The sequence below is a fragment of the Coleofasciculus sp. A1-SPW-01 genome (genome assembly GCF_040217205.1).
Taxonomy (GTDB): Bacteria; Cyanobacteriota; Cyanobacteriia; order Cyanobacteriales; family Coleofasciculaceae; genus Coleofasciculus; species Coleofasciculus chthonoplastes_A.
Genome location: NZ_JAVJNP010000056.1, coordinates 1 through 15286 on the forward strand (window position 1 = coordinate 1; position 15286 = coordinate 15286).

General features: G+C 43.3%; 7 protein-coding genes and 1 pseudogene. 4 read left to right on the plus strand and 4 right to left on the minus strand.

The window, feature by feature from the left end:
• Positions 1–630 precede the first annotated feature (630 nt).
• The 4 genes and pseudogenes from RH949_RS09385 to RH949_RS09400 form a co-directional block, all read left to right on the plus strand.
• Positions 631–1008: a tetratricopeptide repeat protein gene (locus tag RH949_RS09385; protein ID WP_446352672.1), complete on the plus strand. Its 378-nt coding sequence runs from the start codon at positions 631–633 to the stop codon at positions 1006–1008.
• Between the two features lie 143 nt (positions 1009–1151).
• The gene (locus tag RH949_RS09390) at positions 1152–2138 is read left to right on the plus strand and encodes an FkbM family methyltransferase (protein ID WP_446352673.1); all 987 of its coding nucleotides are present in this window, start codon (positions 1152–1154) and stop codon (positions 2136–2138) included.
• Between the two features lie 54 nt (positions 2139–2192).
• Positions 2193–3449: a hypothetical protein gene (locus tag RH949_RS09395; RefSeq protein WP_446352674.1), complete on the plus strand. Its 1257-nt coding sequence runs from the start codon at positions 2193–2195 to the stop codon at positions 3447–3449.
• A 192-nt stretch (positions 3450–3641) separates the two neighbouring features.
• A pseudogene (locus tag RH949_RS09400) lies at positions 3642–7040 on the plus strand (O-linked N-acetylglucosamine transferase family protein); the annotation flags it as partial.
• Positions 7041–7059: 19 nt separating this feature from the next.
• Here RH949_RS09400 and RH949_RS09405 read toward each other — a convergent pair.
• From RH949_RS09405 to RH949_RS09420, 4 genes are all read right to left on the minus strand, one after another.
• A complete protein-coding gene (locus RH949_RS09405) occupies positions 7060–9282 on the minus strand; it encodes an O-linked N-acetylglucosamine transferase, SPINDLY family protein (protein WP_446352675.1) in 2223 nt (740 codons plus the stop codon).
• Complete coding sequence (locus RH949_RS09410) at positions 9279–11504, minus strand: O-linked N-acetylglucosamine transferase, SPINDLY family protein (protein ID WP_446352676.1); 2226 nt, start codon at positions 11502–11504, stop codon at positions 9279–9281. The genes RH949_RS09405 and RH949_RS09410 overlap by 4 nt, the downstream gene beginning before the upstream one ends.
• Positions 11505–11680: 176 nt before the next feature.
• Complete coding sequence (locus RH949_RS09415; protein WP_446352677.1) at positions 11681–12226, minus strand: type IV pilin-like G/H family protein; 546 nt, start codon at positions 12224–12226, stop codon at positions 11681–11683.
• A 127-nt stretch (positions 12227–12353) separates the two neighbouring features.
• Complete coding sequence (locus RH949_RS09420; protein ID WP_446352678.1) at positions 12354–14594, minus strand: methyltransferase domain-containing protein; 2241 nt, start codon at positions 14592–14594, stop codon at positions 12354–12356.
• Positions 14595–15286 lie beyond the last annotated feature (692 nt).

The window sequence follows — 15286 nt, forward strand, 5'->3', positions numbered from 1 at the left end:
CTGGGAATCAGGCTGCGATCGCACGATTGAATTGACCGGAATAGAACAGGCGATCTGGGTAGGGGCGACCCGCCTGTATCAATGAACAACTCCAATCCATTCAATTGGATCGGGTCGCCCTTTACTTAATCAACAAAGCCATACCGTGATCTGACCCCTCCCTAACCCTGCCCTCGAAGGGGAGGGAACAAGATTGACGCTGGCTGGGAATCAGGCTGCGATCGCACGATTGAATTAACCCAAATAGAACAGGCGATCCTTGTAGGGGCGACCCGCCTGTATCAATGAACAACTCCAATCCATTCAATTGGATCGGGTCGCCCAATACTAAATCAACAAAGCCATACCTTAACGCGACCCCTTCCTAACCTTCCCCTTCAAGGGGAGGGAACAAAATTGGCGCAAAGGGAATCAGGCTGCGATCGCACGATTCAATTGAGGCATTATTAAGGTTAGGTGATCGCTCTGGGTCGAGATGTGGGTAGGTTAAGGATAGGACGAAGCTGTGAATTCAGGTTCACTGCTCAACGCTCAAGCTGTTTAAATTCGGTCGTTTTGGCTCACTTTGGCTAATTTGAGCAATTAGCTGAGACTTGATGGGCTGGCAGATTCTTTTACCTGTAGGTCGGTATGTCGGATCAGAAACCCAAAGAAAATCCTCTCAAACGAATTCTTCTTGTATTCTCAATGGTAGCCTTTCTGGGGTCTACGGGCTATGGGCTATTTGGTCTATATAGTAATGCCTTACAGCAACCGCAAACGACGGCTACCTCGGAAGAGGCGTCGGTTGATCAACAGCTAGCGGCGAAGGAACGGGGGTATGAGTTGGTTTTAGAACGGGAACCGGAGAATCGGGTGGCGCTGGAAGGCTTGGTGGATATACGGTTACAAATGCAGGATACTCAAAGTGCGATCGCGCCGTTGGAAAGGTTGGTGGAGTTGCATCCTCAAGATGCAAAGTATAAGATAAAATTGGCTGAGTTAAAGCAGCAGGCGGATAAATTATGAATGCCGCAATTTTCAATGAGTCATACTTCCAACTCTTCGTTAATTATGTATTCTACATTTTACCAATCCCCTAGGATTACTGCTACAGCCTGATTGATTCAATTGGCTCTAGATAAAATCATTCACAATTTTATAATTTTATTGTGGTATTATTTCTCCCTAATTTAAAAAAAAGTGGTCATTTAAATCGACTTCAAATAACTATCGCTGTTGTTGGTTCTCGTAAATTAGTCACACAAGATGACTATGGCGCTCAAGGCTGGGATATCTTTGCTCCTAATCTAACTATATATGGCTTTGATGCCGATTCCAATGCTTGTAATCAGATGAATGCTGAGATCCAATCTCGACAAGTAAATTGGGCTGAAAAGCATATTCCTCTTGCTTTGAGTAACTCGGTAGGACAAGCTAAATTATATTTAACTAAGTTTCCAGGTTGCAGTTCATTATATCCTCCTAATGAACTATATATGGAACGATTTGCTGGATATAAAGAACTAATTTCTCTACAGTCGGCGGTGGAAATTGAGACAACCACGTTAGATGAGTTCTGTGTATCAGAAAATATTAATGAAATAGATTTTATACAATTAGATGTTCAAGGGGGAGAGTTGGCTGTTTTAGAAGGAGCTGCTAAAATTTTAAGTTCTAGCGTTCTTGCTATCGTCACTGAAGTGGAATTCACTCCTGTATATGTTGACCAACCTCTCTTTAGCGATATCGACCGCTATCTCAGAGAACAAGAGTTTACACTTTTGGATTTAGTTGTAACTACGGGACGAGGGCGGCGGGTAAGTTCACCTGTTGTATCCCAACCTCATACAGGATCACTAATCTGGGCAGATGCTTATTATTTCCGCGATCTAATTCGAGAAGACCTAAAAACTCAGCTAAAGACACCTGAGCGAATTTTTAAACTGGCTTGTCTAGCTGATGTTTTGAATTTTACTGATTATGCCTTGGAACTTCTAGAGTATTTAACTTTGAGGTATGGCAATGATCCAAGCTATAATTTTGCTGATAATATAATTGAGGGTTTGGCTCAAGTTCCAGAATTGGTTGAGTCAGGACTAGAATCTCTACCTGTAGTCAAGAAAATTCGAGATTACATTAGGGAGTATGACCTATAAACCAAGCCTATTTTAAAATTTATATAATAGTTTAGTAAAAAAAGGAATATAATAATGCAATGGAAAAGTACTTTCATATATAAAGGTAAACCGCTGTACTACAATCGAATACCTGTCAACAATAGTGCTGAACGCTCGATTGAGATTCCAATAGCTTTTGACTTCCTAGCTCATTTAAAGGAGAAAAATAAAATTCTCGAAGTTGGCAATGTTCTCTATTTCTATGAGAATTCATTAAGCGAATATATCGGTATTAGATCTAGACGCATAGTAGATAAATTTGAACGATGTCCAGGTGTAGATAACGTGAATTTGATGGATTTGCCATCTGAGAAAAAATATGAAGCAATAGTCTCAATTTCCACTGTTGAACATATTGGACAAGGTGTTGAACCTTCCGGATACTATGGGGAAGATGATGAAGTTTCCGATCTAGAAGCTCCGCTGAAGGCAATTGCTAAAATTTACGATTTATTGGTAGTTGGTGGTCAAGCTTTAATCACAGTACCTTTTGGAAAATTAATAAATGGAGAATGGTACATTCAATTTAGCGAAGAATATTTAGGACTTCTGGAATGCAAATATAGAATTCCTAAAAAAGCTATATCGAAAAGTTTCTTTAAACGCTTTTTTCTCGAACCCCCTGTTCATAACCCTTTTCAAATTTGGTTGGAAGTGGAAGAAAATCAATTAACTCATGTTCATTATAATTGTCCGTGGCCCTGTGCCAATGGTATTGCCGTAATTGAACTGAATAAAATTGAACCATTTTCCCTACAATTAGACATGCCTCCTACAAGTTTGTCTTATCGAAAAAATGTTTACAAAAAGCCAGTAATTTATTCTAGCTTAATTGAAGATGAATTTTTAGGTCTTCTCAAAAAAACTAGAGATATTAATTTGATTTTCTTTTTGGATTGGGAGCGGTCTGAGGAGGAAGTAGCTGCTGAGTTAGAACTTATATTAAAAACTATTTTGCATCATCCGGATCAAAAGCATATTCTTTTGTTGCTAGAATATGGTAATATCTCTGAAGAAGAAGCCGCTCTATTTTTATCGAGTGTCACGATGAGTTTATTGATGGAAGAAGATATAAATGATGTGACTGATGAAGACTTAGCTCTTGTTGGACAAATGACTCGTGTCCAGTGGGAAGCGCTTTCTAGCAATATTTACTATCGTCTTGTTTTGGAAAAAGATAAGCCTAAACTTGAAAATATCAGTGTAGATAAAATCCCTTTATGTGAAGTTGATAGTTTACATAGTAAGCGAATTTGTCGTTCAAAAACAGGATATTTTAAGCTTCAGTAGGTTTCATTTTTGATGGGATATATATATTTATAGCAATCCTAAATAGGATGCAACAAGCGAAAAGCTCGAAAGCCAGGTATAACAAGGGTTTCATTTTTGAAAATTGCCACAACCTAAATAGGATTGCTATATAGTATTTGCTAAGTCTAAAAAATCAAGCAATTGAATTTAATTGGTTAGATGAAAAATATGCTAATTATCGTTGATGGTGTGTTTTTTCAGATAGAAAAAACAGGAATAGCTCGGGTGTGGATGTCTTTGTTGGAAGAGTGGGTAAGCAATGGCTTTTCTCAGTATCTTATTGTACTAGATCGAGCTGGAACTGCCCCTCCAATTTCCGGTGTTAGGTATCGTTTAATAGCACCCTATGACTATAATAAAACAGATGCTGATCGCGAAATGCTACAGCAAATCTGTGATGAAGAAGGTGCTAATTTATTTATTTCTACTTACTATACTACACCCTTGTCAACACCATCTGTGTTTATGGCACATGACATGGTTCCCGAACTACTAGGCTGGGATATTAACCAGCCGATGTGGCGAGAAAAACATTATGGTATCCGGCACGCATCTGCCTATATTGCCGTTTCAGAAAATACAGCGCGTGATTTAATTCGCTTTTTACCCAATATTTCACAAGACTCTATCACAGTTGCTTATAACGGCGTTAAAGATACTTTTTATCCAGCCACGCACGAAGAAATTATTGGCTTTAAAACAAAATATGGTATTTCAAAACCTTACTTTATTTTGGTCGGTACTGGAGGAAGCCATAAAAATACTATTTTATTTTTAAAAGCATTTGCTAAAGTTTGCACCCGACAAGGTTTTGATATTGTTTGTACAGGTAGTAGCTCTTTCGTATCAGAAGAATTTAGACTTTATACGTCGGGTAGTACTGTTCATACCCTATACCTTAGTGATGAGGAGTTAAGATTAGCCTATTCTGGTGCTGTTACCTTGGTTTATCCGTCGAAGTATGAGGGTTTTGGACTCCCTGTACTTGAGGCAATGGCTTGTGCTTGCCCCGTGGTAACCTGTCCGAATGGTCCGATTCCTGAAGTAGCAGGAAAAGCGGCATTATATGTGAATGACACCGATATTAATGGACTGGCTAATGCTCTTTGTGAAGTCCAGAAACCGGATATTCGTAACTCGTTAATTGCTGCTGGTTTAGAACAAGCGAAAAACTTCTCATGGATAAAAATGGCGGAAATGGTTAGTTCTGCCTTAATTGAGGCTACACTCTTACATTTAAACCTGAGAGATATTAATTTAATTATCTTCCCCGATTGGTCTCAGCCTGATGAGTCACTAGGGATAGAATTAGAACAAGTGATTAAAACGCTCGCAACTCACCCCGACAAAAATTATATCACTTTGCTGATAGACACCAGTAATACTTCTGAGGAGAATGCTAATTTATTTTTGTCCGGCGTAGCAATGAATCTTCTCATGCAGGAAGATTTGGATGTTACCGAGGGAGCCGAAATATCTCTCGTCGGACATCTAGATGAAATGCAGTGGGAATCTCTATTACCTCGCCTCTACGCTCGCATTATCTTAGAAAACGAAAATCGAGAGGCGATCACAAAAGCAAAAGCAGAAACCCTGCAATTTTATCAACTGCACAGGTTTAGAGAGAGAAGTTTGCCACATGACTTGATACGCATTCCTAACTCGTTGATCAAAGATTACCTGAAATATCTTCTATCCCCTCGTGATTTTCAGGAACCGGGAGAGGCGGAACTTTACTATCACTACATAGAGAAGTTAGTTCTTGATATCCATACTAACATAGTTAATAATACTAAATCTCAGGGTTGGCAAGAAATTGCTAAATATTTTACAAGTATAGTCGATTTTATTCCTTTATACTTTAACCAAGTAAATTTGAAAAGTATATACAAGAAACGCGCTGATATCCTAGAAGCTAACTTAAAGAATCAGTATAATTTGCTAGAATTTGAGTTTTCTAGAGAATGTTCTCCAGAGCAAAATAAAATTCGCTTAGGCATCCTGGCTTCTCATTATGGTATACAAACAGAAACATTTGCTACTCTGCCTATATATAAACATTTAAATAGAGATTTATTTGAAATTATTCTATTTACCATCCATACGACTAATCATCGCTTGGAGCGATATTGTGCAGGTCATGCCGATGTCCTCGTCAAACTGCCAGCAGACCTACCAAATCAGGTGGAAGCTATTCGGAAAGCTAACTTAGATATTCTCTTCATTTCTACCAATGTCACCGCAGTAACTCACCAAATTACCTTGCTAGCTATGCATCGCCTCGCCAGAATACAGATGGTTGATGCTAACTCTCCTGTAACAACTGGAATGCCCCATGTAGATTACTACATTTCCAGTCAATTGTCTGAGTCCGAAAATGATGCTCAACAGCATTATACAGAGACTTTGGTTAAGTTAGATAGTCCTCCTCAGTGTTTTGATTTTGCAACGGAGGCTCAAAGTCTACCCACCACCAGTATTAGTCGAGAGAGTTTAGGTATCGCTAAAGAAGCTGTTGTCTATGTTTCTGGTGCTAATTACTACAAAATAATTCCAGAAATCGAAGAGGTTTGGGCAAGGATAATTGCGAGTGTACCTAATTCCGTCTTATTACTTTATCCGTTTAACCCTAACTGGTCATCCTCCTATCCAGTCATTGCTTTCCGCAAGCGCATAACCGCTACCTTTACTAAATATAGAATCAGTGAAGATAGGTTATTTATTCTCGATCCTGCACCAAATCGTGCTGACGTTAAAGAGCGGTTGAAATTGAGCGATATATATTTAGATTCCTATCCATACTCCGGGATGACCTCGCTCATTGAACCCCTAGAAGTTGGTTTACCGACGGTTGTATGGGAAGGAGAATACTCTCGCTCCAAAAAGGGAGCATCACTGCTGCGATCGCTCGATATCCAGGATTTAATTACCAGCAGCGAAGAAGCTTATACTCAATTAGCGATCGCACTCGGTACTAATCCTGAATTACGCCAACGCCAGAGTGAGCAGATTAAGCAAAAAATGCAGGCTACCCCCCCATTCTTGGACAGTCGCGCTTACTCGGCAAAAATGGGCGCTTTATTCCAGAATCTCTTCCGCAACTATCTGGCAGATTCTCTCAGCAACAACCTTCGGTTAAGAGATATTAACTTAGTGATTTTCCCAGACTGGAGCAAACCAGAGGAATTAATAGCTCAAGATCTAGCAAATGTTATCAGAGCGATCGCAACTCACCCCGATAAAAATTACATCACCTTACTAATAGACACCAGCAACATTTCTGTAGAAGATGCGGATCTTGCTGTCTCTAGCGTAGTGATGAATCTGCTGATGGAAGAAGAATTAGAGGTTGAAGAGGGACCAGAAATTTCAATCCTCGGAAAACTAAGTGATATGCAGTGGGAAGCCCTGCTAACTCGGCTTCAATCTCGGATTGTATTAGAGAACGAGAATCAAGGAGCGATCGCGCAAGCTAAAGCTGATAAAATTTCTGCATGGAAAATCAGTAGTCTCAGTGAAAAACGGGCTGTACAACAGGAAACAGGGGATTGGGTACTTCAGACTGAGTAGGGTTTTGATCAAATACCTATCATTTAGATTCTTCGAGATATCTCACCCACATTTGCTGATACGCTTTTTCCATCTCACGGGTAAACTGCTTGGCATTCCATAGAGGGGCTGTATGTCGAGATTGCCGCAATTTCCAGGATATTTGTTCTCGCAGTGCTGTGTCTTTGCCCAGACGAATACCCCACTCCACGTATTCTTCATCACTCCAAGCAATGCCTTCGGTAATACCCGCATTGATCATCATCGTGTAGCTGTTGCGAGCGGCAAATTGCTGTCCAACTCGCGTTACCAAGGGAACACCCATCCAGAGTGTTTCCAGAGTTGTGGTTGCGCCATTGTAGGGATAGGTATCGAGTACAACATTGGCAATCCCTAAGTTGGCACGGTGAATGGTTTCTGAGTTTGCCCATGGTAGAAAGCGGAGGCGATCGCTTGCTACCCCTTCTTCTTCTGCTAGCTGCTCAAAAAACTGCCGGATGGTTTCTGGATCGCCATCTCCTTTGAGTAAAAAATAGCTATTCGGTACGGCGTTGAGAATTTGCATTTGTAGACGTACAGAATCGGGATGGCGCTTGAAACCCCGTTGGGAACTGAAGTAAACTACAGCATCATTAGGGATGTCAAGCAAATCTCGCCGCCGTGACGGAACTGCAACCTCAAACCCGTCCACCGCCACGTAAGTTTGGGGCAAGCGCCAGAGGGTTTCGCTATACTCTGCCTGGGCAGATTCTGGCAGCACGTAGGGATCGGCAATAAAGTAGTCAATGGCAGGCAAACCTGAGGCATCCAACCCTAGCCAGGATACCTGAACTGGGGCAGGTTTGAGCGCCATCACCGCACAGGCTATGCTGGAGGTGAGACTATCAAGATCGACTAAAATGTCAATCTCTGCTTGGGCGATTTTCTGGGCAATGGTGACGGGTTCTAGGGTAGAAACGTCTTCAACGCGATCGCAGTGATGGGTGATAAATTGCTCAACGCTATCGTTTTGCCGAGATTGCATCGAGAAAGCATGAATCTGAAACTGCTCTTGGTTGTGGTATTTGAAGAGCCAACGCGCAATCCAGCCTACGGAATGCTGGCGAAGGCAATGAGATAAATAGCCGATTTTCAGGGGTTGGACAGGTTGGCTGGAACGTCGTTGGGTTACCTTTTGTTGAAATTGTTTGACTTGTTCAGCAGCAGCCGTTTGAAAAGAGTCTTGACAAAATTGAGCGACTTGGTTTTGTAATTGGCGATCGCTCGGTTGCGTATCTGTGAAGTAAGGGAAAAAGTAAAGAGACGGTAATATGTCTTGAAGGATAGAAGGATGAAGGTCTTTGGGCTGTTCTGCTAGCAGCGTTTGCAACAGCAATTGATGCTTCTCGTGCAACAGCAAACTTTCTTGCCAGTGACCGCCAGCAATCATCAAACTTCGCAGTAACAAGAAATTACCTTGGATTTGCTTGGGTAGAGTTTGGCAGCGAGTATAGTGTTCTCTAGCGATCGCAATACTTTCACTGTACTGGTGGCTGTACTGGTAGTACAGGGATAGTAGATAGGAAATTCCCAAATCATGAGGCTTGTAGCGATAGCATACCAACGCTAATTGAGCCGCAAGAGCAGGCTGCTCATGGCGAAATGCTGTTCCTGCTGCCTCCATGACCACTTCAATGAGCGGTTGAGCGTCACAGCTAACAGACAAACAGCTATGAATAAACTCAGCTATTAGGGGAGAGTCGGGGGCGACTTCTAGAATTTGCTCCAGGACAGTTCGCAAACGCTCTGTATCAATTGTGTCAGCCTGGACAGTTTGCAGGCTTTGGTGGAAATTAGCTAAGTCATCCGCCGTGAAGGTTTCCAGGGTCAAGGCAAGCTGCACGATTCGCAGACAGTTGGTAAAGTCTTCCGGAGCGATTTCTCGCAGATGCTGGCGAATTAACCAGGCAGTTTTCGGTTGAGAAATTGCTTCCTGGCGTTCTGCCTCGGCTTCCAAAACTTGGCTTAATTCCAATGTCCACCCTTGTACTTGCTCTGCTTCTCCCTCCATCATTGCCAAAGCCCAAGTGGTTTGGGCAGCCGCCTCATCACCCTGAAGCAACAGCATGAGTCCACCGTGCCAGTAGTGAGACATCACTTCAGGTTGATTGGCGATCGCTTGCTCGTAGAGTGCGGCGGCTTGGGTATAGTCTCCTTGGAGCCAATAGTGGCGGGCTTGTTCTGCCCAAGATGGGGAGTGAGCTGTTATATCATCAGAATTCATAACGAATGACGGCTATCTAAATACCTTGTCCACATCTGCTCGTAAGCTGCTTCCAGTTCGCGGGTAAACTGTCTGGCGTTCCACAGGGGGGCAGTCTGCCGCGATCGCCAAAGCTGCATGGCAACCTCCTGCCGCAGGGCTGCATCTGTTCCCAAGCGTACCCCCCACTCTACGTACTCTTCATCTGTCCAGGCAATACCCGCCGTTACTCCCGCATTCACCAGCATGGTGTAGCTGTTGCGACTGGCGAACTGTTCCCCGACGCGAGTCACTAAAGGAATACCCATCCACAGGGCTTCTAGAGTCGTGGTCGCCCCATTATAAGGGTAGGTGTCGAGGATAACATCGGCAATACCCAGATTGGCACGGTGAACTGCCTCCGAAGCCACCATGGGCAAAAAGCGCAGGCGATCGCTATTCACTCCCTCTTCTTCGGCTATTTGGCTAAATAATTTCTGAATAGCTTCTTCGTCAGCAAACCCTTTAACGAGAAAGTAGCTGTTAGGTACTTCCCTGAGAATTTTCATTTGCAGTCGCACGGTGTGGGGATGACGCTTGTATCCGTTTTGGGCACTGAGGTATACCATGGCATCGCTGGGAATTTCGAGCTGATCGCGTCGCAGAGTCGGTACATCCACCTCAAAGCCCTCTACCGCAATGTAGGTTTGGGGCAATCGCCATATTTTTTCGCTGTAGTAGGTTTGAGCTGAGTCTGGCAGCACATAAGGGTCGGCTATAAAGTAATCAATTGCCGGGATTCCCGAAGCATCCCAGCCTAACCAAGTCACTTGAATGGGAGCAGGTTTCAGTGAGAGAATCTCACAAGTTGTGTCTAGGGTAATGCTATCGAGATCAATTAAAATATCAATTTCGTCTTGATAAATTTTTTCGGCGATCTCCGTCCCATCACCTCCGCCTTTATAAGCTTGATCGGCTTGCTGAAAATACCACTCTTGTAAGGGGTCATTTCTTTCTTTGTAACTAATAAAATATGTATAAACTTGACAACAATCAGGATTATGATGCTGAAAAACCCAGCGGGCAAGCCAACCGACTGAATGACTGCGAAAACAATGGGAAAGATATCCAATTTTCAAGGGTTTGGTTCGGTTCGCCACAGACCTCTGTCGGTATCGTTCTGCCTGTTCTTTCGCATAATTTTGCACGTTGATTTGGGCAAGTTGTGCTACTTGGTTCTGAATCTGCCGATTCTTTTGAGGTTCATCCTGCAAGTAGTAACAAAGTGAATTGACATTAAACAGCCGCTGAATCAGCGCTGGGTTGGAGAGTAGTGATTGCTCTTCAATTAATGCCAACAATAGAGATTGCTGTTGATCGAAGGTTTGCCAAACCTCGTCCCAATACGCCCCAGTCGTCAGCAAACCTCGCATGAGTAGATAAAGCGCCCCGACTTTTTCTGGCAAGGTTTGGGATTCGGCATAGCACCATTTTGCCGTTTCTATTCCTTTGACATAGTTGCGAGAATTTTGATAAAATGCCGCTAAATGACGCAGGATTTCTGCCTTATAGGTATTGAGGGGTAAGCCCAGGGCAATCAGCTCGGCTGCCAATCCCGGTAATCCTACTGTGTAAGCTATTTCGATGGATGCTGGCACTAAAACTAACAAAAATGGGATAGGTTCCTGGATATGAGGTAGACAGGCTTTTGCCAATTCCAAGCTTGATGGATGCAACGGAGCCTTATCTAAGACCTTTTGTAAGAGTTGTAGAAGTAAATCAATATCAAGACTGACCCGTTGTTCCGATTTAAGCAGGTCAATAATGCCCAAATCCGTTAATTCATCACCAGTAAACCTCTCTAGCTTAATTGCCAGATTAATCAGGTGTAACAAATTAGTCAGATCTGCTGGACGCATTTCTCGGATATGCTGGCGAATTGCCCAAGCCATGGCAAAGTTGGTCAAGTCTTCTTGTCGCTGCGCCTCTGTTTGCAGTACCTGAATTAGTTCCTCTGTCCACTGTTCTACCTGTTCGGCGTCACCCTGCATCATTGGCAGTAACCAGGTCATCTGGGCTTCTGCTTCTTGCCCTTGCAGCAGCAACATTAACCCTAAATACCAGTAGTAAGATGACACATCCGGTTCAGCAGCAATTGCCTGTTCATAGAGGTTTGCCGCCTTTTGGTAGTTCCCTTGAATTAAATAATTATTGGCTCGCTGTTGCCAGCTTATGCTATTCGTCAACGAGGAGTCGTTAATCATCGGACATTACTTTTATAAATCTCACTCTACCAACAAATATAAATTACACGTTTACCAGATAATTAGTAAACGAAACTATCTCTATTAAACAAAATGGGTAGAACTCTGCTACCCACTGTGCTTAAGATTACTCATATCGCCCTGGTATTTTCGCCCAGGTATATTCTCCTAGCCGCTTATAACGGCTTATAATTTTTGGGACACGTTGGTCCAGTATCGCTAAAGGTTGGAGCCTCTGTACCAGCAGCCCCCTTAGAAACTAAAGCCTCATTTCCCTCACATAATATAGCCAAGGTTGTTGCTTCACCAGTACCTTGTACAGTTCCCACATTAACGGGACCTATATAGGCTTTAAGGGGTGCTGCAGGCGCTACCTGCTGTGCGCGGTTAGTAATTTGACTAGGTTGACCATCAATTACGTATTTGTAATTTGTCGTTAGAGTAGCAATCCCCAGACCTAGTAGACCTATGTCTTTTGTGTCATTGACAAAAGAGTTGTTTTCTAAGTAGTAAGCCTGCTGAGCTCGGTTCATAGAACCAACATATTGCTTGGCTTCTGACTGTTTTGCCTTATTCGCTTGGTTGAGGAAGGAAGGCAAAGCAATAGCAGACAGAATACCGATAATGATGATCACAACGAGAAGTTCAATCAGCGTGAACCCTTCGTCCTGCTTTTTCTGGTTCAGGTGCTGTAGGAACTTAGCCTTTAGTTCTGTTTTCATCAGGTGTCTCTCCTTGAGGTGTGGGATAAGTGATTTATAACTCCTGGATGTAACTTACCCACTTTCGACAACTTTCCTATCATCTGCGGCAAAAAATTTGGCTTTTGAGAGCCAATGGTTCTCAGGACTAGCGCTCTAGCAGCACGTATCCTAACCTCTCTAGCTGAGTCAACATCTGCTGGATGAGGTAAGATGCCTGTTTCTCATCCGTCGGTGCCAACGTCACAGGATTGATTGGTCTAACCTGCTGCCAACGTTCCACCAGTGACATTATGGACTGGGGGGCGTCCAGCAGAGGCAGGAGACATACTGCCATAGAGGTATCTAGCGTTACAAACGTTTCAACGAGCTGTAGATGCTTAGAAATTTCAAACATTCTTAACTGGGTAAGAGACTCGATTAGGTCTTCTTTAAATTTTGGTGTTTTTAGCTGAGGATGGAGGTGAATCTGCGCTGTTTGCCAGTCAGAGTCCGTCCATTCAGAAACAGGGGTAAAGGATTCAGTTTGATCAGGATGACCACACCAAATGTCAAGCAGACGATGTATAGGATGTAAGAGTTCAAATAGATGCAACTCTTCTTCCACAGACAGTTCTGGTAAGCTCATACCCAGAAACACTGGCAAATCATCTGGCTCTTTGAACAAAGCCATTAAATCCCATTGCCACCAATTAACCATGCTGACAAACTCTAAATCGGCGGCTCTTAAAGCAGAAAACAGTTCAGGAATAGTGTTGCCTCTGTCACCCCGCAGCAAGTGATTGACGACAATTAGCTCATCTTTTGTTTCATTCTGGGGACGCCAGGTTTGGGCTTTCAGAAGCACTCCGTCTTTCAACGCCCCCATCGTTTGCCGAACTAATTCTATCCCTAACTCTTGCTCTTCTTCCTCCATCACTCCCATCTTTTTGAAAAGTGTCTGCGCCCGAAAAAAGTTGCTTCGCTGAAATGAGCTATGGAGATTAGTCCGGATAATTCCATCCGGTTTCAAAACCGACTTCATTGCCTGCAATCCCACCACCGGATCGGGCAAGAAATAAAGCATTTCATCATTATTAATGTAGTCAAACTCCATGCCCAAGCTTGGTAAATCTTCAATGGCTAGGACATGAAATTCTGTATTCTCAAAACCGTGGTATTGCAAGCGCTGACGAGCCAACTTAACCGATTCTTCCGATAAATCAACACCCACAATTTTTGCACCTGGATTTGCTTCTGCTAAGATTAATGATTTATAACCCGTACCACAGGCTGCATCTAAAATAACCTTGTCTTGGGAGTCAATAACTTTTCCAGTTCTGCGGTAGTAAGGTGTAACTATATTATAAATATAAAGCAAACTTGGCTTATCTTTCGGAGATTCTTCTAAAGAAACTCTCGGATAAGGAGAAAAATCAAATTGCTGCCTGATTTGTTCTGACAGTTCCGATATCTGACCGTTGATTTCCCGACATTCTGATGAGGAATTTTCCAGATTAGTTGAAGGCTCGTTCGTATCCATTTTTTTTAGCTCCACAGCAAGTTCAGCAAGCGGCTCAGATAGAGGGTACATGTGCTTGTATTGAAGGATTTGCTTGCCAATCAAGCCCAAGCGTTGATAGAAACTTGGAGGCTTAGATGGGTCAAGCAAGGGAGTGTTGTAAGGTGTAACATCACCCCGTTGAAACTCAAAAGCAAAGCTGAGGCGTGGATGAGTCGCTCTTTCACTACTGCGCCCCCCCCAGTGCAGCACAGCTTGATTCCAGCACAAAACCGAACCCACGGGTGCCGGTAATGCCCGAATATCTTGAATATTATCAATTTTATGGACTGAGAAATCACGACCGTAATTAGGATCGAACGCGGCGGGTAGAATGTAAATACATCCATTGAGCGGCGTGGCGTCGCTCAGGGGAATCCACACCGTCAAACTTTTGGGCATTCCGTCTGGTAACAGTGTATTTTGCAACTTGTCACGGTGGGGGCGCCATCCCGTCTCTGTCTTACTTGGGTCAAGATACCACGCCCAAAAGTCTGGAAGCTGCTGATAGTTTTGACCCAAGACAGTCGATAATATCTGGGATAATCGGCAAAAGGTCTGCCAAAACTCATCATAGACAAACACAAAGGGTGGTGTCCAGCCTGTCTGCCGTATCTTTTCCACACCAGCCGCCATGCGTAAAACATCTGCCTCAGGCAGAATTCCATCGATTTGAAAATAGCCATCCGTCTTGAGCGTGAGCAACAGCTTTTTTATCTGTTCTGGCTCAACCGTCAAAGGAGTCAAGGATTCGGGGAGCAAATTTTCACTGACACTCAGCTCAGGATTTAGACTCCTCCAGAAGTTGGGATTTCGAGCTTGCTCTAACAGAGATTTCACAGCCGTCATAGTTTTTTGCTGTAACCCCATTGAGTTTATCATCTCAACTGTATCACCAGTTAAAAGGCACTCAGCGATAGCCTTGCTTACAAAGACGCACGTCTATGCGCCCCTACGTAGATGTGCCACGCTAGTTGGTGGGTTTTTCCGGTAGCACAGTGCGAGACACTGATTTCTCAGATTTATCGAAACGGTAGGGGTGGAGATGTGAGAGGTTAGCCCCACTGATTTCACTCCACAGATACAGGTGTGAGAACATAATTAAATTATTCGATTGAGACAGACGTGAAACGGTTTTCTGTGTCAATCTGTGCCATTTAAGTGTGAGTCTACAGCAGAATGTGATTCAATCTGTGTCTTATGTGTTACAACAAAGAGTCTGGAGCAACGCCTAGCGCTGACAATCTTTCCTCTAAGCTATTAGAGATACCAATAGGAAGCGCTAAAGCGCTCACTACGAACGGTGCGATCGCTCTTTCTGTGTCCTCGTCTGCAACCTTATATATCGAGTCTATAGGCAGGCATATTTTCCCACGGTGAAAAGTATACCATGAATAAACACGCGATCGCATTCACTCATGACAATTCCTACCTCAACCGTCGCACCGCTTCTAGATCATCATCGGTGACGCCATTTACCACAAGGGTGCACGTCTGGCTGTGCTACCCTACGCTGTTCGGCATTTAAACCTTAATGTCAA

What these genes read in the sequence shown, in the direction of transcription:
- RH949_RS09385 (WP_446352672.1), top strand. Translation starts at nt 631, where the DNA reads ATGTCGGATCAGAAACCCAAAGAAAATCCTCTCAAACGAATTCTTCTT.
- RH949_RS09395 (WP_446352674.1), top strand. Translation starts at nt 2,193, where the DNA reads ATGCAATGGAAAAGTACTTTCATATATAAAGGTAAACCGCTGTACTAC.
- RH949_RS09405 (WP_446352675.1), bottom strand. Translation starts at nt 9,282, where the DNA reads ATGAATTCTGATGATATAACAGCTCACTCCCCATCTTGGGCAGAACAA.
- RH949_RS09410 (WP_446352676.1), bottom strand. Translation starts at nt 11,504, where the DNA reads ATGATTAACGACTCCTCGTTGACGAATAGCATAAGCTGGCAACAGCGA.
- RH949_RS09415 (WP_446352677.1), bottom strand. Translation starts at nt 12,226, where the DNA reads ATGAAAACAGAACTAAAGGCTAAGTTCCTACAGCACCTGAACCAGAAA.
- RH949_RS09420 (WP_446352678.1), bottom strand. Translation starts at nt 14,594, where the DNA reads ATGACGGCTGTGAAATCTCTGTTAGAGCAAGCTCGAAATCCCAACTTC.